Raw genomic sequence first — 23,241 nt, 5'->3', positions numbered from 1 at the left:
AAAATTGACTTTGACTATCTTTGACCTTTGTTGGATTTATTATACTTTGACCTTTTCTGACTTTCAAGTGTTTTGCTTAAATTTTTGACCAATGTTAATCAATTACTTGTTTGACCTTTGTTTATAAACGCTTCACAACTATAATAATAGTGAAGAGAAAGGTGTGTAGGAAATGAAGAAGCATTATGTCATTATTGGGGCAGGGATTCTGGGGGCTTCGACGGCTTACCATTTAGCAAAAAAAGGAGAGAATGTGACGATCATTGATCGAAATGATCAAGGGAAAGCAACGAATGTCGCAGCAGGAATTGTCAGTCCTTGGCTTTCGCAACGGCGAAATAAAGCATGGTATAAACTTGCTAAAAATGGGGCGGCTTATTACCCAAATTTAATCAGACAATTAGAAGAACTAGGTGAAACAGACACTGGCTATCAACAAGTAGGCGTATTAAATGTTCATCCGGAAGAAAAGAGAATCGATAAATTATTATCGATTGCAAAGGAACGGAAAGTGGATGCTCCCGAAATCGGTGAAATAAAAAAGTTTAACCAAGATGAAATAGTGAAACGGTTTCCACTTTTAACAGAGCCCATATTTGCTGCTTTTGCAACTGGTGGAGCACGAGTTGATGGATATAAAATTTGTTCAGCTTTAATCCGTGCCGCACTCAAGATGGGGGCAAACATGATGGAAGGCGACGCAAAATTGTTTATGGAAGATGGACAAGTTGCGGGCGTTTGTGTGAACAGTAAAGTGATAAAAGCGGATGAACTCATCGTCACAACCGGTGCTTGGGGTCAAGAAATTTTATTACCACTAGGTGTTCATTTTCAAGTCAAACCTCAAAAAGCTCAAATTTTAGAATTAGTGCAACAAGATGAAAAAACAAATGAATGGCCTGTAGTGATGGCTCCATCGACCTTGTATTTATTGGCTTTTGAAAAAGGTAGGTTAGTCATTGGGACAACACATGAGGATGAGAAAGGGTTTGATAAACGACCAACAGCAGGAGCAATTCATGAAATTTTAACAAAGGCATTTGAAGTTGCACCGAATTTACAGGGGGCAACATTAGTGGAAACGAAGGTAGGGTTTAGACCAGTCGTACCGAATTTTTTACCTGTTATCGGCCGTTTAAAGAAACATAAAAATGTGTTAGTTGCGAATGGACTTGGCTCAAGTGGTTTAACGGTTGGACCTTATCTTGGTAAGGAATTAGCTAAATTAGCTTTAGAAGAACGATTAGAAATTGACTTAGAAAATTACAAGCTGGAGACAGCGATTCAAGAGTAGGTGAGAGTATGTTTGATCCAACCGTTTTTGATAATTTAAAAATCGGATTTGAGAATTACTTATATGATTTAGATAATTTAGATGGAGAAATAAAGATTATTAATCGCCGCGATGTGTTGGAAATGGCAACGATGGCGAGAGAGTTTTCGCTAGCGTTTCAATTAACAGAAGAGAAGGAGGTCACGGCTGAACTACTTCTTAAAGCGGATTTGAATCAATTAGCGCTGGAGATTTTGGAAGCGGAAGGCTCTGACCCAGGTTGCCAATTAATTCTACAGTTTTTTGTGGAGCTAGTTGATGTTGAATCACAGTGTTTCCTGATTGAAAAAGAGCTACAAAAAATATGGGGGCATGGAATACAGCTCAACCAACAGCTTTCTTATTTATATAAAAAACAACCAAAAGTTATTCAGAATCGGGTTGAAGTCTTTTTTAAACGGTTGATTAATGAAGAGCAAATGAATGATATTCCTGGACTAGTTGATCATATTTTGCTTACTTTGCAAAAGTTAGAAAAAGTTATCAATGAAAATACCTGATAGGAATAGGCGTTTACCCAGTTTCTTCATCGTTTTTTCTAAAAATGAATTGACAAGTTAGGCAATTAGGCTTACAGTAATGATATTAATTAGCTGAATAAACCTCCTAAAGGGGAGTAGCTTTAACAGCAAAGTCGTCATTACGGAGCAAATGCTCTCGGCTTTGTTGGCGACATTTTGTTATGTTGTTAGCAAGACCTTTACTCGATTGTGGTAAAGGTCTTTTTCTATTGTTTTTTAAACCTTTGCCACGTGGTGAAGGTTTTTTTAGTTATCAAGGGAGGGTTTATTAAAAAACGAATAAAGGATGATAATAGATGAAACTGTTTTTTCGAAGGGCGGCATTTTTATTAACGTTTTGGCGTTCCATTCCAAAATTGTTCCGTTTTTATCGGATAAAAGAAATTAAATTATCAACAAAGCTTTTATATACGGGGGCACTATTTGGTTACTTATTGTTACCGTATGATTTAATCCCTGATTTTATCATTGGCCTTGGGTTTGTTGATGATGTGTTAGTTGTCGGTTTTTTACTTGATAGAATGATTAGAATCACGAAAGCACATGATAAAAAGAGAAGAAATTAGATGTGCAACTTGAGAGGAGTTTAATAAATAGTGGAAATATCGTTATTGTTCGAATATGGTTGGGTATTATTATTACTCATTTTATTAGAAGGGATTTTGGCTGCAGATAATGCTTTGGTTTTAGCGATTATGGTGAAACATTTACCTGAAAAGGAACGGAAACGAGCGTTGTTTTATGGTTTGGCTGGGGCTTTTGTTTTCCGTTTTGGTTCGTTATTTGTGATTTCGTTCCTCGTTGACGTTTGGCAAGTCCAAGCGATTGGTGGGTTATACTTATTATTTATTGCATTAAATCATATCATAAGAAAATGGGTCTTTAGAAAACGACCGGAAGATGAAACGAAAAAGCCGAAAAAGAAATCTGGATTTTGGATGACTGTATTAAAGGTTGAAATTGCCGACATTGCTTTTGCAGTTGATTCGATTTTAGCGGCTGTTGCTTTAGCAATTGCTCTTCCACCATCAGGGTTACCGCCGATTGGTGGAATGGATGGAGGGCAATTTTTAGTCATCTTAACAGGTGGGTTAATCGGGGTTGTGATCATGCGATTTGCCGCGACATGGTTTGTTAAACTTTTGCATTCACGTCCTGGTTTAGAAATCGCGGCGTTTATGATTGTTGGTTGGGTCGGGGTAAAATTAGTCATTTTAACCTTGTCACATGAAGATTTAGCTGTGATTCCATATGGATTTGCCCACTCGACTGGATGGAAGTTATTCTTCTACGGTGTCCTTGTAGCGATTGCTGTAGGTGGATGGTTCCTATCTAGTAAAAATCCGAAAGCTGAAGAGGAAGTTGAAGAAGTCTTAGAGGAAGAGAATCAAGTCAAAGAAAAAGAACTCTAAGTTAATATATGAAGAAAGATAATGGAGAACCCGTAAGTCAGAGATGGCTTTCGGGTTTTTGGGGATTCTGTGGAGGGAGGTTTGTGTTTTGATTTGGCCGTGGTAGATTGTAATTTGGCGGAGCGAAACGTTGTCCATAATGTTTGACCTGTGTGAGTATGTAAAATGAAGAGAAGCACCATAATATGGTACGATTAATGTATGATATTTTGCTTATTAAGTCTAGCTACGCCTGTTAGAAGCTCGAGAAAAATCGGTTCGTTTGAGTGAAGACAAAGAGCGTCTTCATCAGCCGACCCTAATTTTTTCTCGCTTCTGAGCGAACAGGCTTCGCTTTATAAATAAGGAGGGAAATAGAATGTTGCTTCATTCTCAAAACCAATATGTAAAAAAGATGGAACTTATTAAAGAACGGGTTCCTTCGTTTGCTGAGTTTCCTTTCACGCTGCCTTCGTTACAGCACTTTGAAGAACTTTCCTTTCATCCGAATGTCACGTACATTATCGGGGAAAACGGGATGGGGAAATCGACAATCTTAGAGGCAATTGCTATTGCATACGGTTTTAATCCAGAGGGCGGTACGTTAAATTTTCGTTTTTCTAACTTTGATAGTCATTCAAAATTAGATCGGTATATCCGTTTAAGTAAAGGAGTGTTGCGACCAAAAGATGGTTTTTTCTTTCGAGCGGAGACCTTTTATAATGTCGCTTCTAATATTGAGGAGTTAGATCGTGAGCCAGGTGGCGGAGGTCGAATCATTGATTCCTTTGGTGGGAAATCGTTGCATGAACAATCACATGGCGAATCTTTTTTTGCCGCTTTTATGAATAGGTTTCACGGTAAAGGTTTATACATATTGGATGAACCGGAAGCAGCTCTTTCACCAGTTAGGCAACTTTCTTTATTAGCAAGAATTCATGATCTCGTACAAGATGGTTCACAATTTATTATTTCAACTCACTCGCCTCTTTTAATGGCCTATCCGAATGCTTCTCTTTGCCAACTTGGCAACGATGTGATCGAAAAAGTGGAGTTAGAGCAAACCGAGCATTATCAAATCATGAACCAATTTTTTACGGATAAGGATCGTCTCTTACATCATTTATTTAATTAATGCCAAAAGAAACATTTCAGTTGCTAATACTCCTTTTAAAGCTATAGACTAGTAATATTGATTTTTTTATAGTAAGTGGAGTTGGAGAAAATGATGAATAGTGCGACAGAGAGAGACATCCAAAAATGCGTGGAGCTTTTAACAAAAAAGTATCAAGTGCCGACACGATTAATTATTCGTTTAATTGGAACAGAACAGGCAAAACAAATCGAGCAAATGGTTTTTAGAATGAGCGGCATTAAATTAACTGAGTTAAAATTGATTGAGATGGTTGTTCGAGAAAAAGGTGAAATGCTATTTGCCGGTAGTGATCTTAATGTGAGGGATTTAAGAACTTATTTACTGAAAAGTCTAGACGAGAAAGAACTTATCCAGTTATATCAACGTAATCCAGATTCAAAAAAAGCGATTACTGCGTCTAAATATATGATTACACCATTAGTAAAGAAAAAATGGCTGATAGGTGGGAAATGGCCTAAGGATTTCGTTAGAACGTTAGGGTTTCCACTTGCTTATGCAGGAATGGCGTCAGAGAGAAGCTTTGAAAAGGAACCCATTTTAGATATTGAGCCACGAAAAATGGTGCCACCACTTGTTGATTTTCAAGCAACCATAAAAGAGGATATGCTACGAGTGTTAAGGCTAGAAGGAGAACATACCCGTTGTGTCGTAACGATGCCAACAGGTACAGGGAAAACAAGGGTTGCAGTGGAAAGCTATATCGAGTGGATGCGTGAAGGTTTTGCTGATGGAAAGTATTTAATTTGGATTGCTCAAAGTGAAGAGTTATGTGAACAAGCAATCGCCTGTATTGCCGATATGTGGCAGGAAAAAGAATATCCAGAGCCGTTACGAATTTATCGTTATTTTGCAGGAAATAAAGTAAGAGATGAGCAATTACGAGGTGGGGCTGTTATTGCAAGTATTCAACAGCTTTATTACCGGGCGAAAGCAGATGATCCTGTTTTACAAGAGATTCTCCGCCATTGCGGGGCCATGATTATTGATGAAGCACACCATGCCGTGGCTCCGATGTACAGCCTGTTGTTAGAAAAAGCAGAAGAACTAGCTGGGCCAAAGCTTTTTCCCATTTGCGGATTAACGGCCACTCCAGGAAGAAATGATGAGCAAACGATGAATTTGGTTAATAAATTTGAAGCTTATTTAATTCAACCTAAGACCGGGAGAAGTGAAAAAGAAAATCCGTTAGCTTATTTTCGAGAACGTGGTTATTTGGCCAAACCTAAGCATGTCATTTATCAATCAGGAAGAGCTTATGAAGTCGATGAGCAAAAAGTCCAGGCTGATGCTGAGTTAATTAGTGCGGAGCTGTTAAGTACACTCGCAAACGATGTGCAACGAAATGAACAAATCTTAACGCAATTATTTAAGATTCCAAATGGTTCGAGTACGATTGTTTATACGTGCACAGTCGATCATGCGGAACAATTATCCTCGACAATGAATGCAATGGGTTATCGTTCAGCAGCCATTTCCGGGGAAACACCGAAATCAGCAAGGCGAATTTATATTGATGCCTTTAAAAGAGGACAGATTCAATTTTTGTTCAACTATGGCGTATTAACGACTGGCTTTGACGCCCCCAAAACCGATTATATTGTTATTTGTCGACCGACTACGAGTATCATTTTATATGAACAAATTGTTGGCAGAGGATTGCGAGGTCCGAAATTCGGAGGGACTGAAACATGTACAATCATTGATTTTGCCGATAACTTATTAAGATTAGGAAAACCACTTGCATACGCAAGGTTTCAAGGATTTTGGGAACAAGAGGTTGTACAGCAGTAGTGGAGATTTTATTAACACGAAAAAAAAGCTTGTTGTTAGAGATTTTTATGATCACTAATGCAGGCTTTTTTTAGATAGCTTTTTCGGATGGTTCAATAGAGATTTGGCCGGTGCAAGTGTGTAGAACCTTCGTCTAAGCACAAAAAACGCCCCTCTTACTAAATTGGAGACGTTTTTGAGTTGCTAGTTTGTATTTGATTACTTGTAATGACTAATTCTCCAAGCACTTTCCCGTAAACCCCGCCGCCACCTTCTTTTAAGTTTAATGTACCGTGACGTGCCGCGATAATCATATCGACGATCTTTTTCGGCACAATCTCTTCAAGCATAGGTGGCTGAACCTCATGGAGAATGTTCATCTCTGTGCCAAAGTGATTTTTTAATCTTTCTAATGTTTTCGGTCCAAGTCCAGGCAAATATTCTAATGGAACTTGGTGAATATATGGTGGGCGAGTAGAGAAATTTTTATGAGTATCTTTAAGTTCTAATAATCGATTACTAACTCCTTTTGTAAAGCGGTGATGGTCACATTGCAAACATGTTGCCTCATCGTTTATTTTTTTTGATAAACATTTTTCACACACCGTTACATGATATTTTCCTAATCGTGGGTTTAAACCGTAATTGGCAACGATTCCCCGACCGTGCTGCTGTTTTAAAGCGAGAGTGAATTCGTCAAAACTTGCTTCTTTAACAGCAAGTTTTTGATACTCTCTTCCAATTTTAGCAAGGGAATGGGCGTCAGAATTTGTGACAAAAGGATAGGGATGTAACTCACTTATTTCATCAGCCATACTAGTGTCTGAACTTAAGCCAAGCTCGACCGCATCAATTAAATTTGGTTCAAATACTTCTGTCAGTGAACGTTGAACTCCACTGCCGTAAAGGCTTTTAAACGGTGTGAAAATATGAGCAGGGATAAAAAGTCCACCGAGCTCTTTGACTTTCTCTTGAAGGTTGGCTCCCGTTTCATAAATTCGCTGTGAACTTAAGGTACGGTTTTTCATGCGAGTAGAAAGCCACTCTGAAAATAACCACATCTTTTCTAGTGTGGGTAGAAAAGCTAAAACATGAATAGGCCCTTCACAATTCTCATCATAGATTTCAAGTTCTGAACCTAATAATAAGGACGTCTGATTAAAAACTATGCCTCCACCAGGGTGTTCTATACAAGTCCCTTGTTGGACTCTTTTTTCTAATGTTTGGAGTACTTCTGGGACATGACAATCAATAACACCAATCATATCGATTCCTTTTTCTTCGCTTGCTTCATATAGAATACGATCAATGGTTAAGGATTTTGAGCCTGTTATTTTCACAGGTCGACCTGATTCTGTGCGACCAATATGGATATGTAAATCAGCAAAAATCGTCTTCATTTTTTCTCCTTTATTAAATCGTCAAGTTTTGTTAATGATTATTCATGAACATTGTACTGTTGTCAAATTGAATTAAACAACTTCATATAGATCATAATGACTTTACTAAAAAGGCTTAATCTTTTCTATTAATAAACTTTACTGCGTAACAATGTTATGTTACATTGTTGTTAGGATAAAAAAGTGAGAGGCGATAACGAATGGATGATGAATTAATTTCTAAAAAAGATTTGTTAAAAGTAACTGGCATATCTTATGGTCAGCTTTATCGATGGAAGCGAAAAAACTTAATTCCTGAAGAGTGGTTTATACGGAAATCAGCTTTTACAGGGCAAGAAACATTTTTTCCAAAAATGAAAATCCTTGAGCGAATTGATAAAATAATTCATCTGAAGGATGGCTTATCATTAGATCAACTCGCTGATAAACTAACAAAAGCAACAAATGATGTTTCTATTACTAAAAAAGCTGCAATGGAACGTAACATTGTTACGGATTATGTACTTAATTTATATGAATCTACACTCGGTGAATTAGATGTGTTGGATTTCTCACAACTTGTACAGCTTTATGTATTAGATGAGGCATTAAAAAGTGGTGAAATAAATTTAGAGGAAGGAAAACAGATAATTAAGCTTTTAAAAAAGCATAATTTAGTGTCTCAAAGTAACCTTGAGCTTTTAATTATGAGGAAAATGGGTGTAACCTTTGTATTAGTAATAGAAACTGATCAAATTTATGTAGAAGAGTCAGTTAGGATAGCTGTGCGAATTCGTTTACAGGATATGAAGGAGAAGTTAAATAATTTAGTATTTGACTAACTTGATTTGTCTAATAAATAGAGCAGAGACTGTGACGATTGAAGGAAAGTAAGATTTTTTTTAACAATGGGATGAGAAAATATTAGAAATTTTATGTCTAAATATTAATAAAAGGGGAGTGTTCGTGATGGAAAGAGAAGATTTGGTGATTTCAGGTAGTGGGAGTACAAGTGGAGGAGAGTACAATGCAGTTAGAATCAGTGGAAGTGGACGCGTGAATGGGGATATTAAGTGTGTTGATTTTATCTGTAGTGGGTCAAGTAAAGTAGAAGGAGCCATTCACAGTGAGAAGATGGTTATCAATGGTAGCACAAAGGTTGTCGGGGATGTACACAGCAAAGACATGATTAAGGTGAATGGGAGTTCTGTTATTGAAGGGAATGTCTATCATCGTGAATTTAAAATTAATGGTTCTGCGAGAGTTGTTGGTGATACAACAGGAGAACACTTATATTTAAAAGGGAACGTGAAGGTGGAGGGAGATTGTGAAGTTGAGTATGCTAAGTTAGATGGTAGCTTTAAAATTGAAGGTTTATTAAGTGCAGATAAAATTGAAGTGGAATTGAATGGGCGCTCGTATGCAAAAGAAATTGGTGGGGAGTCGATTACGGTTCAAAAAATCGGAAGTTTAAGTGGGTTCTTGGATAGGTTCTTTAAACCACTAACGAAGGAATTGATCGCTGAAATGATCGAAGGAGATGCGATTCATATAGAGTATACAAAAGCAAAAGTGGTTCGTGGAAATAAGGTGAAAATTGGCCCTGGATGTATAATTGATCTGGTTGAATATAAAGCGGATGTATCTATTCATGAGGATGCACTAGTGAAGGAGAAGAGGAAGGTTTAGCTTTTAGTTCAATTTGGAAAGGGGAATTTTTCTGAGGGATCAAAAACTATTTTTCGAAAAAGAGTATTTAACTGTTGATGGTCATAAGCTCGGCTTAATCATTGAGGGAACAGATAGAACAAAGCCTGTTATTCTATTCTTACATGGTGGTCCAGGGTTCCCACAATATCCAATGATTAAATCATCTAATCTAGAGTGGAGTCAATGTGCGACGATTTGTTATTGGGATCAACGTGGGGCAGGAATGTCATATAATGCCAAGACACAAGGTGAACTGGAAATGGAGCGTTATATTTCAGACACAATAGAAGTAACTAAATATTTGAAAAAGAGGTTTGCTCAAGAAAAAATCTATTTATTCGGACATTCTTGGGGCAGTATTATAGGGAGTTTGACTGCTTATCGATTTCCTGAACATTACCATGCTTATATTGGCTCAGGACAGGTAGGGAGAATGCTGGAATCAAATAGAGAAACGTATCAGTTTTTGTTAAGTACAGCATTAGCAAAAAGGGATAATAAAGCGGAAAAGCAGATTCGTTCTGTTACCATCGATGAAGATTATTATAAAAATGAAGCCTATGGAAAACTTTTATCACGTTATTTAATTAAATATGGTGGCGGAATGAAACGTAACAACTATTCGTTACTAAAAGGAATCTTAGAGGTTTTTAAATGCAAGCAATATTCCATTAAAGAGAGGATTAATTTTCCTAAAGGCTTGTTTACGACATATCAAGCGGTAAGTGAGGTTATGGGGAAATTTGATGCAGTAAAAGCGACAGGTCATTTTGATATACCTATATACATTATCCATGGTGAACACGATTATCAAACTACTTTTAATGAAGCTAGTTGGTTCTTTGATTCGATTGAGGCTCCAGCTAAAAAGTTATATAAGTTTACGGATTGTGCCCACAGCCCATTTGTCGAGAAATCTGCTGATTTTTTGGAAATATTAAAAAACGAAATACTTGTAAATTAACCTCGCCTGAATGATTTAGACGAGGTTTTTATGAGGGGAAATTAAGGGCAAACTAGATGTTTCTTTCAAGTTTTATTTCAAAAGGCCTAGTAATGTATTCACAATAGACTACATCGCCGGTTGCATTTAAATAAGCTTCAAATCGGGTACGAATCGCTGGGGCTTTTATATAATTTAAAACTTGATTACAAGGAATCCAACGACTTTCTGAAGTTTCTTCTGATATAGATAGTTCTCCTCCGCTTGCTTTGCAGATAAAATCCATTATGAGTTTTGTTGGAATATCTGTGATTCCGTCATAGCCTTTATGAATTTTTGTATTGGAGTATACACCAACTAAGTTAGAGACAGAAACTTTTATGCCACTTTCTTCTAAAACTTCTCTTTGTAAAGCTTCTATTAGATTCTCACCACTTTCAACTTGGCCTCCTGGGAAAACCCATCCTCCATGAATGGTTTTAACTAAAAGTATGTTTCCTTTCTCATCTTCTACAATTCCACCTACTGCGACGATATGTGTTGGAATGTTCAACTTGATGACTCCCTTCGTATGTAATCTTCTAAAGTACTTCTATTCTTTATAACAAGGCTTTTTCCTATTTTTTAAATTGTCACCATTTTGTAGGCCTTTGCATAGGTTTTTATGGTAAAGGAACTTTTGAAAGTGGGTTTAGTCATAGTTTTTGTGACTTTAAGAACTTATTATCAATCTAGCTACGTCCGTTAGAAGCTCGAGAAAAATCGGTTCGTCTGAGTGAAGACAAAGAGCGTCTTCAAAGGCCGCCCCTGCCCACAGGACGTGGGTACAAGGCGTTGCGGCAGGATGGCGCGAACTTAGCGTTGATCCTTGATATTCTCGCTTCTGACCAAACGGACTTCGCTTTTTAAATAAAGGAGGGTATATCCTTGCAAATTCATGTTGTAAGAAGTGGGCAATCTTTATGGGGAATTGCCGAAGCCTATGGCACAAATTATGAGGCTATTGTGGCGGCGAATGAATTAGAATTTCCAGATCAATTAGCGGTCGGTCAAGCATTAGTCATCCCGATTCAAGGGCGTTTTCATTGGGTTCAGCCGGGGGAATCTTTATGGAGTATTAGTCAGCGGTATCAAATACCTGTGGAACGTTTAATGGCAGTAAATCAATTACAGACGGTAAATCTTCCTGTTGGTTATCGTTTGTATATTCCAACATATGAACTGGTCAAGCGAGAGGCTGATGTAGCGGCGTATGTTTCTTTAGAGATAACGGGTGAGGAGTCTCCTGCCGAAGTGAATGCAGTAGGTGAATTTTTAACGTATGTGCAAATCTTCAGTTATGAACTTAATGTGGATGGCTCGTTAACCCCAATAGATGATACGGCTGTTATTCAAGCAGCTTATAATCACAATGTCGCTCCATTATTAGTGATCACAAATTTAGAAGAAGGAGGTTTTGATACGGATTTAGTTGCCACCGTGTTACAAGATGACGCTCTGCAAAACCGAATGTTAGATGAAGCCGTTGCAATTATGGATGAAAAAGGGTACTTAGGTCTTGATCTAGATTTAGAGTATGTTGGTGCAGAGAATCGCCAGGCTTATAACGAACTATTGTTAAAAGCACGAGCAAGAATGGATGAGCGTGGTTATTTGCTTTCTAGTGCGTTAGCTCCTCAAATATCAGGAGACATGGAAGGGATTTTATATGAAGGGCATGATTACGCTTTTCATGGAGAAGTGAATGATTTTGTTTTTCTGATGACGTATGAGTGGGGCTGGACTGGTGGACCACCGATGGCTGTCGCGCCGATTAATCAAGTAAGACGTGTGATTGATTATGCCGCTTCTGTTATCCCGAGTGAAAAAATTATGATGGGAATTCCGCTTTATGGTTATGATTGGACATTGCCATTTGTTGAAGGAGAATCTAGGGCAAGAGCGATTGATCATCAGGAAGCGATTGAGCTTGCCCTCAATTATAATGCTGAAATTTTATATGATGAACAGGCACAGTCTCCATATTTCTATTATTATGACGAAGAAGGCAGGCTGCATGAAGTTTGGTTTGAGGATGCGAGAAGTATTCAGGCTAAATTTGATTTGGTGAAGGAGTATAATTTGAGAGGATTTTTCTATTGGGTATTAGGTTGGGACTTTCCGCAAAACTGGTTGCTTATTGAAGAGAACTTTATTGTCAATAAAGTCGTTGTTTAAAAAACACCCTACACGGTGTTTTTTTCATTTTCTATTTCTTTTAAATCTTTCGAATTTGTCTTATAATACTAACTGAAGTGGAAAAAATAGGATGATAATATCATGTGAGAGCTGATCAAAGGATAGCAAGAATCGTTGTAAAGAGAGGAATTTCAATATGATCATACAGCAAGCAACTGACTTTAGAGAAGTGGCCAAGATGATGGCACAAATAAATGCTTTAGCCAATCACCATATTGGATATTGTGGAACCGATCCTGAAGAAATTTACAGTGTCTTAAAAGAAGATTTTCAAATAGAAGAAATTTATTTAGCTTATCATCAAGGTGAAATCGTTGGAATATTAGCATTTGATTATGAGGTTGAGACGAAAAGTGCGGAGGTTTGGGGTCCATTTATTTGTGATGAGAATTGGTTAGACATAGCAAATGTTCTGTGGCGAGAACATCCATTAACGAAAAAAAATTGGGACTTTGAATTTTTTATTAACAAAAATAATAGGCAACTAATCGAGTTTATTACAGAACATTTAAACGGGAGTTATAATGGAAATTATTATGTCTTAAAAAAAACGAAGAAAGAACATCAGCCTATTCAAAGGAAGGGGCAAGATATTCAACTCCATAATCATAATGAAAAAGCAGAATTTATTCAATTACACGAGCAGACATTTAAGCAAGCCTATTATTCAGGAGCAGGAATTCTAGAACGTTTAAGTGAAACGAATCGGTTATTTATTTACAAGAGTGATTCTCATGTTGTTGGTTATGTTTATTTAGAAGGAACACCTGCTTTTCGAGAGGGCACTATTGAATTTATTGGAGTGGACAAGTTTTATCGAAATCAAGGAATTGGACGGAAGTTATTACAAGAAGCGGTTGATTTTTTATTTGGAGAACTAAAGGTCAACGAATTGTCATTAGTAGTGTCGGAGGATAAAAAGGATGCCTTTCATTTATATCGTTCAATCGGATTCACTATTCGGCATGAACTGGTTAGTTATGAGTTGAAAAAAATCAATGAACATATAGAAGCTATTGGAGATTAAATCCATAGCTTTTTTTTATGCTTTAGTGATTTAATCAAATTCCGCATCAAGAAAAAATAGACAGTGTACAATGCCCTCCGGCGGTCGCTCCCAAACAGACACTCCGCGTCCTTGCCGAGAACCTCATGAGCTCCTCAGCGTTTCACGCTTGTGGACGGTTTATTCCTGCGGGAGTCTCCGTGTTTGTGTGTCCGCTAGATAATGGAATCGAATCTAGGTTCGGTTTTCTCATGGAATAAAAAATAGTCATGACTTCAACGTACATGAGCTTGAGAATGATTTTTCTCCTTCCATGACTCATTCCGTTACAGTTGTAAACAAATCCGTGTGGATGCTCTGTACGTTAGCTAGATGATCGAGCTGGTTTCGATTGGAATCCTGTCTTTTCATGACGGCAGACTTAGGAAAAAAATAGGTGGCCACGACCTATTTAGTTCCATAACCAACAAAGGGAAGAAGAAGGTCCTTCTGCGTTAGAAATAGCTGATTTGGAAAGAGCCCTATCATCAAGCCTCGCCAGGTTCCTGCAGGACGCGGAGTATGGTTTTGGTAGCGACAGCCGAAGCGCTTCATTTTAGTGAACAATTTCCTTCAACAGCCTACGAAGAGATGGGTTCAGACTGTCAACGATTGAACCGTTCATGTAAAGTCCATTTGAGTCTTGTATCGCCCTAAAGTCAATCTCTATCAACGGTTAAGGGTTAATCATACGCTGCGAAAGTTGAGTAATTTACAATAAATAGAATATCTTCTATTTATTTCGGGGAAAATTAAAAGGAATTCACTCTTTTTTTTATCAGATTAAAAAAAGAACTGAAAATGCCACAAAAATTAGCATTAATATGATTTAATATACCTATGTAAAAGATTATATTTTATTGAATTATAGTAAATAAGTCCTTTTTCTTATAAATTTTTAAAGAAGGTGAGCGTGTGAAGGAAGAATTAGATGAAAAGAAGGAGTTAATACATACCGTTGAAATGCTCAAAAATGGGCTTAATATAGAGAAGAAATTTTCTAAAAGCCAATTGAAAATTATTCAAGCAGCGACTGAATTATTCTCAACAAAAGGATATGAAAATAGTTCTACGATTGATATTGCTAAACAAGCCGGAGTAGCGGAAATTACAATTTTTCGTAATTTTAAATCAAAAAATAATCTCTTATTTCAACTATTAGCTCCGGTTATTGCTAATATATCAAAACCGACTCAATTTGATGAGAGCAAATATATTTTACCAGAAGAACTGATTAAAGATGTTGTTCTAGAAAGAATTAGAGCTTTTGAAAAATATGATGTCGAGATGAATATTTTAATAAAAGAAAGCATCAATCATTCTGAAATTCGTGAGGCGGTTCAACATTTTATTAGTGAGCCTACAAAGAAAGCGATTAGTTCCTTTTTAGAAGATAAGATGGAGAAAGAATATTTTCGACCTGTCAATAACCAAGCTGTCGTTGATTTACTTTATTTTAGTATTTTAGGCTTCGTGATGAATCATTATGTTTTAAGATTACAACCATTTAGTGATAATCAAGAAGAAGCGATTACGACATATTTGGACTTTTTATTAAATGGTATATATAACAAGAAATAACGGTATTGCTTCGTTACTTACTAGGGAATGTCAGTGGTGAACGAAGCTATTTTTTGTTTGAAGAATAATGGGGAGTAGGCATCTTCAAACGTTATTATTAGGCTTATTATCCCATATAGTCAGCGATGACCAAAATGTCTTTTCTTACAGCTATTTTTGTCGATCTTTGAGTTATTAGCGAATATCTATTATAATGGTCGAATAGAGAGAAAGAAAAATAGTTAAAGTATCGTATGGAAAAAAATAATATCGGTCCCTACCTGCTCACATAATATGTTTATCATTAAGGAAAAAGGGTTGTTAGAGTTTTAAACGAATAGCCTAATAATAATTTTTGTACTATTATAAAAATTCATTATTCCTTAAGTTCTACATAGTGATTAGGGGATTGGAGAGAAGTAATGGAGGTTGGGTAAATGATCGAACTTACAGATAGTAACGTATCCTTACGAAATGATGTGAAGAAGTTAGGAAACATTTTAGGTGAAATATTAATCCATCATGGTGGAGAAGAGCTTTTTAACAAAGTTGAGTCCATTCGCGAAATGACGAAGAAATTACGTCAAGAATATGATGTCGAGACATACTTGAAGTTAAAAGAGGAAATTACGAATCTAAAGCCACCGACACGCCAACAAGTCATTCGCGCGTTCTCAGTCTATTTTCATTTAGTTAATATGGCAGAACAAAATCATCGTATTCGTCGGAGAAGACAGTATCAGCTTCAGGATGGGGCGAGGTTACAACCATTTTCATTAGAAAAATCAGTTGAAACTTTAAAAGATTTGGAACTGACTACGGACGAAATTAACAATGTATTGCAAAATTTGTCGATTGAACTCATTATTACAGCACACCCAACGGAAGCGACAAAACGAACAGTTTTAGAAATTCAAAAGAGAATATCAGCCATTTTGAATCAACTAGATTCACCTCTAGTTTCAAAGAAAGATAGAATGGTTTTAGAAGAAAGTTTATATAATGAAGTCGCGACTTTATGGCAAACGGATGAATTACGTCACCGTAAACCAACAGTCATCGATGAAGTGAAAAATGGTCTTTACTATTTTAATGAAACATTATTTGATACGATTCCAGAAATTCATCAAGAACTTGAACTTCAACTGGAAGAATATTTTCCAAACAAAGAGTTAGTCGTGCCGAACTTCCTCCATTTTGGTTCATGGATTGGTGGAGATAGAGATGGGAATCCAAATGTGACTCCTGAAATTACATGGGAAACTTTAAAATTACAAAGAAAGCTCGTACTAAAAAAGTATCGTACAGCGATTATTGACTTAATGAAACGCTTCAGTCAATCGAGCACTCGAGTAGAAGTGAGCGATTCTTTTGAAAAGCTATTAGAGGAAGAAGAGCGTCTTTATTTAGAAGCAGGGGAAGAGTGGACCGTAAAAGGCGAAGTTTACCGCCGGAAATTTGCTGTTGTCTTAAAAAGACTTAGTGAAGTCGGGAAGTCTTCAATTGGTTATCAAAATTCGGAACAACTTGAATTCGATTTATCAATGATAAAAGAACATGTTGAGCTTCATCAACCTTCCAAAAAACGTTTAAAAACGATCCGTAATATCATTCGCCAAGTGCAGCTATTCGGCTTCCATTTAGCGACATTAGATATTCGTAATCATAGTGGGGAGCACCAAACCGCCGTAGCTGAACTATTAAAAGCTGTTAAGGTCTGTGATCATTATGCTGAGCTTTCTGAAGAGGAAAAAATGAGTATACTGAAAGAAGTTCTGAATGACCCACGTCCGCTTTCTTTATTTGAAGGGGATTACTCGGAAGAAACCCAAAAAGTATTAAACGTGTTTAAGATGATTAGAAGAGCACATTTAGAGTTCGGGAACCGTTCCATTGAAGTATATTTAGTTAGTATGACCCAATCGTCAAGTGACTTGTTAGAAGTATTAGTTCTAGCAAAAGAAGCCGGCATTTACCGTTTGCATGCTGATGGAAAAGTCGAAAGTGGCTTACATGTTGCCCCGTTGTTAGAGACGATTGATGATTTGATTGCAGGTCCGAAAATTATGAAGACTTTATTTGACTTAGATTTGTATCGTCATCATTTAAGTGTCCGTGGTGACCATCAAGAAATTATGCTTGGATATTCAGACGGTAGTAAAGACGGTGGAACCCTTACGGCAAATTGGAAGCTTTTTAAAGCCCAGCAAGAAATCCATGAGATGGCTCGCGATTTTAATATCCGCTTAAAGTTTTTCCACGGTCGTGGTGGTTCTTTAGGACGTGGAGGCGGTCCGCTTAATCGCAGCATTGTTTCTCAACCGGTCGAAACGCTTGGTGATGGCGTGAAAATTACGGAGCAAGGAGAGGTGCTTTCTTCTAGGTATTTATTGGAGGATATTGCCTTCCGTAACTTAGAGCAGGCAACATCGGCTTTAATTGAAGCAACGGCAACAGTTAATAAGAAATCAAAGCATGGCCATTTCCGCGAAAAAGAATGGGAAATTGCTATGGAAGAAATGTCAAAACAATCGTTGAAAAAATATCAATCGCTTGTGTTTGAAGATAAAGACTTTTTAACCTATTTTAATCAAGCTACACCATTAAAAGAGCTTGGTGAGTTGAATATTGGTTCACGCCCGACACGACGTAAAAACAGTTCAAAATTTGAAGATTTACGAGCGATTCCTTGGGTGTTCGCTTGGACGCAATCACGTCAAATGATTCCAGCATGGTATGCAGCTGGAACAGGATTATCATCATTTGCCAAACAAAGTTCCAAAAATTTAGAGATGCTGCAAACGATGTATCAAAAGTGGCCATTTTTCCATTCAACAATTCATAATTTGCAAATGGCACTTATGAAAGCCGACTTAGCGACAGCAAAGGAATATTTAAATCTTGTGGAAGACAAAGATATCGCGACACGAATTTATGCAGATATTTCAGCTGAATACGAAAAGACGAAAGAGGTTTTATTAAAAATCACTGGAAGTAACGAGCTGCTAGATCATGCACCTAATATTCGAGAGTCGGTTCGTCGCCGAAACCCTTATGTCGATCCGCTCAACTTCTTACAAGTTGACTTAATCCAAAAAATGCGTTCAGCTGAACATGTTGAGGATGAACTGATGACAGAAGTACTATTAACGATTAGTGGCGTCGCTGCTGGTTTAGTCAATACAGGTTGATTTTTTGAGCAAAAAATAACGATTAGTTTGATAAACGATTAATGGAATTGAGACTAGTCTGGAAAATAACTAGCGATAGAAAGTAGAAAACGAGTCCAATGAACAAAATGTTCATTGGACTCGTTTTTCGGTTCCAGATTTCTTCGGGGAAATCTAACAAAATCAGACATTTTTTCTGAAGATTTATACTTTTGAAGTTTATTTTTGGTATCATAGTTGAATAGAGAAGAAGTCGAGGGGGATGGAATAAATTATGGTTATTGGGGAGGGAACGATACGGCTATTAACGATGTCCGTTTATTCGGCAGTCCTTATACCGTTAATTCTTATTTTAGTTGCTAAATTTAAATTTAAAGCCTCAATCAAGGTTGTTTTAATTGGGATGCTCACTTTTTTTGTTTTTTCACAGTTATTTGTCAATATATTTCATATGATTGTATTTGCGAGTGAACCTATGGAAAGATTTGTGCATCAGACCTTTATTTTTGTACCTTATGCAGCAGTGACGGCTGCATTATTTGCAGAGCTTGGTCGTTATGTGATGTTCACGTACTTATTAAAAAAATATCGCGATTGGAGTAATGGACTAGGTTTCGGAATTGGTTTTGGTAGTTTTGAGGCCGTTCTCATTCTTGGTTTTACAAGTGTTAGTATGGTAACTGCTGCTGTAATGATCAATGAGGGAATTTATGAGGATCCATTAATCATTAGTCAGTTAATGGAGGTTTCCAATAGTTTCATTGTATTTGGAGTCATAGAAAGGCTCTTTTCCATAACCTTACATATTGCATTATCGATATTAATCGTTTACGCCATTAAAACAGGCCTTAAGAAGTACTTGCTTTATGCGATTTTGGCTCATTCTATTTTTAATATTCCAGGAATGTTATATCAAGCGGAAGTTCTTTCGAGTGTCATAGTAGTCGAAGCGATTCTAGCTCTTTTTGCCGTAGTTGCCTTTATGTATATTAAAAAGTCGAGAAAAATATTTGTCGATACATTTGGTCTTGCAGACGGAAACACTTAAAGTTTAATTTTTTTGTGCGAAATAAACAATCAAAGGTTGGATATTTAGTTATATTGACTAATGATGTTATGTCAATTTTTTTCTAAAATGAATCCATATTGGCGCATGTAGGAGGGTACTATGTCGAAACAACTGAATGCATATATACAGGAAGAACTGATTTTGGAACCACTTGCTACAGGCATATTAAGTGGAAAAAGCTTCGCAGTCAAAGATGTTTTTGCGATTAAGGGGTATACGTCAACAGCTGGAAACCCAAATTGGTTTGCCACTCATAAGGCAGCAGAAGAAACGGCTGAGGTCATTATAAAACTAAGAAACAATGGGGCCAAAATGATTGGTACGACAATCACTGATGAGCTTATGTATAGTTTAAATGGGGAAAATATTCATTACGGAACACCTGTTAACCCAAAAGCTCCAAGTAGGATCCCAGGAGGGTCTGTTCGAATTCCGTCCTCTTATTGTGGAATTTATGGATTTAGACCAACACATGGTGCTGTTTCTGTAGATGGTTTAATTCCGTTAGCAAAAAGTTTTGATACGGTTGGTTGGATGACGGAAGATAAAAAACTGCTTCTAGAAATTGCTCAACTGCTTATTACTTCCCAAGAGAAAAGGGAGACACCGTTTAGTAAGCTATTATTTCCAGAAGATGCGTGGGCTCTTGTTGATGAAGAAACGAATGGAGATTTATTAAAAGCGGTTGAAAAGATAAAAGAAGTGATGCCAACCCATGAATTAATATTGCTTGAGGAAGATGGTCTAGCTACTTGGAAGGAAATGTTCCGGATTATTCAAGGATATGAGATTTGGCAAGAGCATGGTGAGTGGGTTTCGGCAACGAACCCTCAATTTGGTCCAGGCATTAAAGAGCGCTTTGCTATGGCCAGTAAAATTACTGAAGAAGAATTTAAACAAATGGGAAAATCGCAGGATGTGATCAAGGAACGATTATTTGCGCTTTTAACAGAAGATACGGTATTAATTGTTCCGACTGTACCAGGGGTAGCACCATTGCTGAATTTACCTGAAGGTCAAGTGGAGGAACGACGTTCAAAAACGCTACAACTTTCAGCGGTTGCTGGATTAGCTGGTTTGCCACAAGTGACGATTCCAATCGCTGCTAACTTAGGTGCTCCGATTAGTCTTTCTATTATTGCAGGTCCAAATCAAGACTTACGTTTACTAGAATGGGTCAACCAATTGGAGGTCAACTAAGTGAAACTTGTAATGGTAAAGGAAAATGAAATAGAAAGACTAGCTATTGAACTAGAGAATAAATTTTATTTAGTTGAAACGGTTAATCAATCATTTCAAACAATGTGGCCCAATACTTTTTTTGAGCTTATTACAAATAATAAATTAAGAGAATTGCAACAATGGGTAAAGGAAAATGAAGTTTATATTAAAATATTACCTGATTTAACTCATACGAAGTTGGCACCTCTTAATCGTAATCCAAGAAAAATTTGGGGGATTGGCTTTAATTATGTAAAGGAGAAAAAGGAATTAGATCTATATGGAGCAGAATTTGAACCGGTTACTTTTATAAAGCCAGACACAACGATTATTGGTTCAGATGATAAGATTGTTATTCCGAAACAATCACAAAAAGTAACCGCAGAAGCAGAACTAGCGATGATTATTGGCTGGGAATGCCGCAATGTCTCTGAAAAAGAAGCCCTAAAATATGTGGCCGGATATACAACCGCACTTGATATGACAGCGGCAGATATTCACGCACGAAAACCACATAATATAGCGAGAGCTAAAAGCTTCGACACTTTTTTTAGCATTGGGTCCCAGTTGATAACGGCTGATGAAATAGAGGATTTTCAACATATTCATGTTTCGACGTGGCTAAATAATAAAAAAGAAACGGAAAATTCAATGGGGTTGATGATTTATCCACCAGAAAAAATCATTTCCTTTCTGTCTCAGGATACGACGCTCTTACCGGGAGATGTCATTATTACCGGAACACCAGGACCTGTAACTATAACAGAAGGAGATCGTGTTGAATGCCAAATTGAAGGTTTCACTCCTTTGTTGAACAAGGTTGTGAGGATGCAGTAAAAAATAAGAGGGATAGGTTCTCAAATGCTCATTGTTGAGCTATTGAGAACTTTTTTGGTTAACAATAACTATAGTCATATTTGCTGACCATTTTTTTCTATTATTTTATGCTATTTGCTTTTCGATTCTTGAAGTATAATGAATAAAACAAGTGATAGGGCATGGTGAATAAATGAAAGAAGTCATATATTTTATTTCTGATATTGTTAACTGGTTTCATAGCGTTTTTAGCGGTTTATTTGGAGTTCATTTAAATGATAAACAATTGCATTTTTGGGTCATTGGATTATTTGGTGTAGCCTTCTTTTTTCTTACTCACTTTTTGTTTAAAGTTTTATCTAAATGGAGTATTACGGTGTTATCGTTTATTTATGCTTTTACCGTTGTACTTGTGGTCGTATTTGCGATTGAGATTCAGCAAGGCATTACCGGCAGTGGGAACATGGAATTTGATGATGCGGTGGCGGGAATAAAGGGATTCCTACTTCTGTTTGCTGTCTTCTTATTAATAAAATGGACGATGATGGGCATTCGTTTTCTTTTAAAGAAATTGGTTTCGCCGAAAAAAACGGTACCATCAAATGGGAGAAGTCGACGCCGTCGTGTTTCATAAAATGTTTGGGATAAATGGTATTAAAAAAAGAGACCAGAGGATTGAATCTCTGGTCTCTTTTACTTCGAAGGGCTTTTGTCCCGCTTCGTTACGGTTTTATGCATGTTGTAAAGATAGTTTTTTGGCTACTTCTTTTACTTTTTCTAAACCTTCAGCAATAATCTCATCTGCTTTGCCTGGCATAGCATTGTGGCCTTCAATGATCACTTCATCAACAATTTCCATTCCAAAAGTAGCATGGAAAACATTGCGCATGTAGTTGACCGCCATTTCAATTGGTGCCATTTCTGGAGCCGAATAAACGCCACCTCGAGCATTTAAGAAGATGACTTTTTTGTCATTTAATAATTGAACCATATTTCCATTCTCATCATATTTGAAAGTGAAACCAGCAGAGTAAATATAATCAACAAATGTTTGTAGGCGAGCTGGAATCGTTAAGTTCCATAATGGGAAAGCGAAAACGATCATATCTGCTTCAGTTACAGCATCCATTGCTTTTTGTTTCGCTGTCAGTAAACGTTGCTCTCCGTCTGTTAATTGACCACCAGATTGTAATTTACCAAAAGCATCAAAAAGTTCTTGACCTAAATAAGGCATGTCCTCTTCAAAGACGTCATAAGTTTTGATATTTATAGAAGAGTTATCTTTAATAGATTCCATAAATGTTTGATACATTTGACTTGAAACGCCTTCTGCAGCTGGTCTGTTATTTGCTTTTACTACTAAAATATTCATTTTGTTACCTCCTAAATTTTATATATCTTCTATACTTTTTATAGTAACTTTATCATAATAACAAAACAGCATTCACTTGTAAAAGGAAAAACCTTGAACTATGTAAGTTCAGATTATTCTGTTAAAAGATCCATTCAACTGTTGATTTTGTTTCAAGTTTTGGACATTTGGGTACATTAACTTTAAGCGATAAAAGAAGGGATGAGTCGTATGCTTAGAACGATCTTAATGATTATCGGAGCCGTTGTGGTTATTAGTTTTATTATTTCACTTTTATAATGGATAGATTAATGAGTAATACTTTAAAAAGATAAGTTTAATAAAGCCGGTGGGAAGCTAGTTGGTCAAGCTTACACCGGCTTTTGGGATGTATTTGAGTTTGAACGAAACTAATTTTGCTAGAACAGGGTAAATCTCATCCTATAAAAATAAAAAAAATGAAGGCATTTAAAGTGTTGAGTTGTTCTTAAATATATTCTGGCTCCAGTTGGTACATAAATTTTATTTTCTTGGAGACTCTTATCTAGAAGGAAATTTCTAGTTAAGG

At 36.8% G+C, this 23,241-nt stretch carries 20 protein-coding genes; 17 read left to right on the top strand and 3 right to left on the bottom strand.

The features are described 5' to 3' along the window. Positions 1-172 precede the first annotated feature (172 nt). The 6 genes from AA0017_RS12355 (at position 173) to AA0017_RS12330 (ending at position 6,192) form a co-directional block, all read left to right on the top strand. Positions 173-1,294: an NAD(P)/FAD-dependent oxidoreductase gene (locus AA0017_RS12355; protein ID WP_413374750.1), complete on the top strand. Its 1,122-nt coding sequence runs from the start codon at positions 173-175 to the stop codon at positions 1,292-1,294. Between the two features lie 8 nt (positions 1,295-1,302). After that, positions 1,303-1,833 (top strand): hypothetical protein, encoded by a 531-nt coding sequence (locus AA0017_RS12350; protein WP_413374748.1) that lies wholly within the window; start codon positions 1,303-1,305, stop codon positions 1,831-1,833. Positions 1,834-2,150: 317 nt separating this feature from the next. Continuing rightward, complete coding sequence (locus AA0017_RS12345) at positions 2,151-2,420, top strand: YkvA family protein (protein ID WP_413374747.1); 270 nt, start codon at positions 2,151-2,153, stop codon at positions 2,418-2,420. A 30-nt stretch (positions 2,421-2,450) separates the two neighbouring features. Further along, the gene (locus AA0017_RS12340; RefSeq protein ID WP_413374745.1) at positions 2,451-3,266 is read left to right on the top strand and encodes a TerC family protein; all 816 of its coding nucleotides are present in this window, start codon (positions 2,451-2,453) and stop codon (positions 3,264-3,266) included. Between the two features lie 358 nt (positions 3,267-3,624). Then, positions 3,625-4,380, top strand: coding sequence for an AAA family ATPase (locus tag AA0017_RS12335; protein WP_413374743.1), 756 nt, complete (start codon positions 3,625-3,627; stop codon positions 4,378-4,380). Between the two features lie 90 nt (positions 4,381-4,470). Beyond that, positions 4,471-6,192: a DEAD/DEAH box helicase gene (locus AA0017_RS12330; RefSeq protein ID WP_413374741.1), complete on the top strand. Its 1,722-nt coding sequence runs from the start codon at positions 4,471-4,473 to the stop codon at positions 6,190-6,192. A 158-nt stretch (positions 6,193-6,350) separates the two neighbouring features. On the opposite strand, the gene AA0017_RS12325 is transcribed toward AA0017_RS12330, so the two are convergent. Continuing rightward, entirely contained in the window at positions 6,351-7,571 is a 1,221-nt protein-coding gene (locus AA0017_RS12325; protein WP_413374739.1) for an endonuclease Q family protein, read from the bottom strand. Positions 7,572-7,771: 200 nt separating this feature from the next. Here AA0017_RS12325 and AA0017_RS12320 point away from each other — a divergent pair, with 200 nt between their 5' ends. From AA0017_RS12320 to AA0017_RS12310, 3 genes are all read left to right on the top strand, one after another. Further along, the gene (locus tag AA0017_RS12320; protein WP_413374738.1) at positions 7,772-8,392 is read left to right on the top strand and encodes a YhbD family protein; all 621 of its coding nucleotides are present in this window, start codon (positions 7,772-7,774) and stop codon (positions 8,390-8,392) included. A gap of 127 nt (positions 8,393-8,519) precedes the next feature. Then, positions 8,520-9,239, top strand: a complete 720-nt coding sequence (locus AA0017_RS12315; protein ID WP_413374736.1) for a polymer-forming cytoskeletal protein — start codon at positions 8,520-8,522, stop codon at positions 9,237-9,239. A gap of 13 nt (positions 9,240-9,252) precedes the next feature. Beyond that, a complete protein-coding gene (locus AA0017_RS12310) occupies positions 9,253-10,224 on the top strand; it encodes an alpha/beta fold hydrolase (protein WP_413374734.1) in 972 nt (323 codons plus the stop codon). 52 nt (positions 10,225-10,276) lie between these two features. On the opposite strand, the gene AA0017_RS12305 is transcribed toward AA0017_RS12310, so the two are convergent. Then, positions 10,277-10,756, bottom strand: coding sequence for an NUDIX hydrolase (locus AA0017_RS12305; RefSeq protein ID WP_413374732.1), 480 nt, complete (start codon positions 10,754-10,756; stop codon positions 10,277-10,279). 374 nt (positions 10,757-11,130) lie between these two features. Between AA0017_RS12305 and AA0017_RS12300 the strand changes: the two genes are divergently transcribed. The 8 genes from AA0017_RS12300 to AA0017_RS12265 all read left to right on the top strand — a co-directional run bounded on the left by AA0017_RS12300 (position 11,131) and on the right by AA0017_RS12265 (position 21,956). Beyond that, entirely contained in the window at positions 11,131-12,420 is a 1,290-nt protein-coding gene (locus AA0017_RS12300; RefSeq protein ID WP_413374731.1) for a glycosyl hydrolase family 18 protein, read from the top strand. A 157-nt stretch (positions 12,421-12,577) separates the two neighbouring features. Next, complete coding sequence (locus tag AA0017_RS12295; protein ID WP_413374729.1) at positions 12,578-13,468, top strand: GNAT family N-acetyltransferase; 891 nt, start codon at positions 12,578-12,580, stop codon at positions 13,466-13,468. Positions 13,469-14,401: 933 nt separating this feature from the next. After that, the gene (locus AA0017_RS12290) at positions 14,402-15,067 is read left to right on the top strand and encodes a TetR/AcrR family transcriptional regulator (protein WP_413374727.1); all 666 of its coding nucleotides are present in this window, start codon (positions 14,402-14,404) and stop codon (positions 15,065-15,067) included. 416 nt (positions 15,068-15,483) lie between these two features. Next, positions 15,484-18,237 carry a phosphoenolpyruvate carboxylase gene (gene ppc / locus AA0017_RS12285; protein ID WP_413374725.1) on the top strand — a complete coding sequence of 918 codons (2,754 nt, stop codon included), beginning with the start codon at positions 15,484-15,486 and terminating at the stop codon, positions 18,235-18,237. 253 nt (positions 18,238-18,490) lie between these two features. Then, positions 18,491-19,264, top strand: coding sequence for a YhfC family intramembrane metalloprotease (locus tag AA0017_RS12280; RefSeq protein ID WP_413374723.1), 774 nt, complete (start codon positions 18,491-18,493; stop codon positions 19,262-19,264). A 120-nt stretch (positions 19,265-19,384) separates the two neighbouring features. After that, complete coding sequence (locus AA0017_RS12275) at positions 19,385-20,485, top strand: amidase family protein (protein ID WP_413374721.1); 1,101 nt, start codon at positions 19,385-19,387, stop codon at positions 20,483-20,485. Beyond that, complete coding sequence (locus AA0017_RS12270) at positions 20,486-21,343, top strand: fumarylacetoacetate hydrolase family protein (protein ID WP_413374719.1); 858 nt, start codon at positions 20,486-20,488, stop codon at positions 21,341-21,343. A 172-nt stretch (positions 21,344-21,515) separates the two neighbouring features. After that, positions 21,516-21,956 (top strand): hypothetical protein, encoded by a 441-nt coding sequence (locus tag AA0017_RS12265; RefSeq protein WP_413374717.1) that lies wholly within the window; start codon positions 21,516-21,518, stop codon positions 21,954-21,956. A 96-nt stretch (positions 21,957-22,052) separates the two neighbouring features. On the opposite strand, the gene AA0017_RS12260 is transcribed toward AA0017_RS12265, so the two are convergent. Further along, on the bottom strand, positions 22,053-22,694 hold the full coding sequence (locus tag AA0017_RS12260; protein WP_413374715.1) for an FMN-dependent NADH-azoreductase: 642 nt from the start codon (positions 22,692-22,694) through the stop codon (positions 22,053-22,055). Positions 22,695-23,241 lie beyond the last annotated feature (547 nt).

The sequence above is a fragment of the Alkalihalobacillus phoenicis genome, assembly GCF_047302405.1.
In the GTDB taxonomy this organism is placed as follows: Bacteria; Bacillota; Bacilli; order Bacillales; family Bacillaceae_D; genus Alkalihalobacillus.
This window is presented reverse-complemented; position numbering and strand designations above follow the sequence as displayed.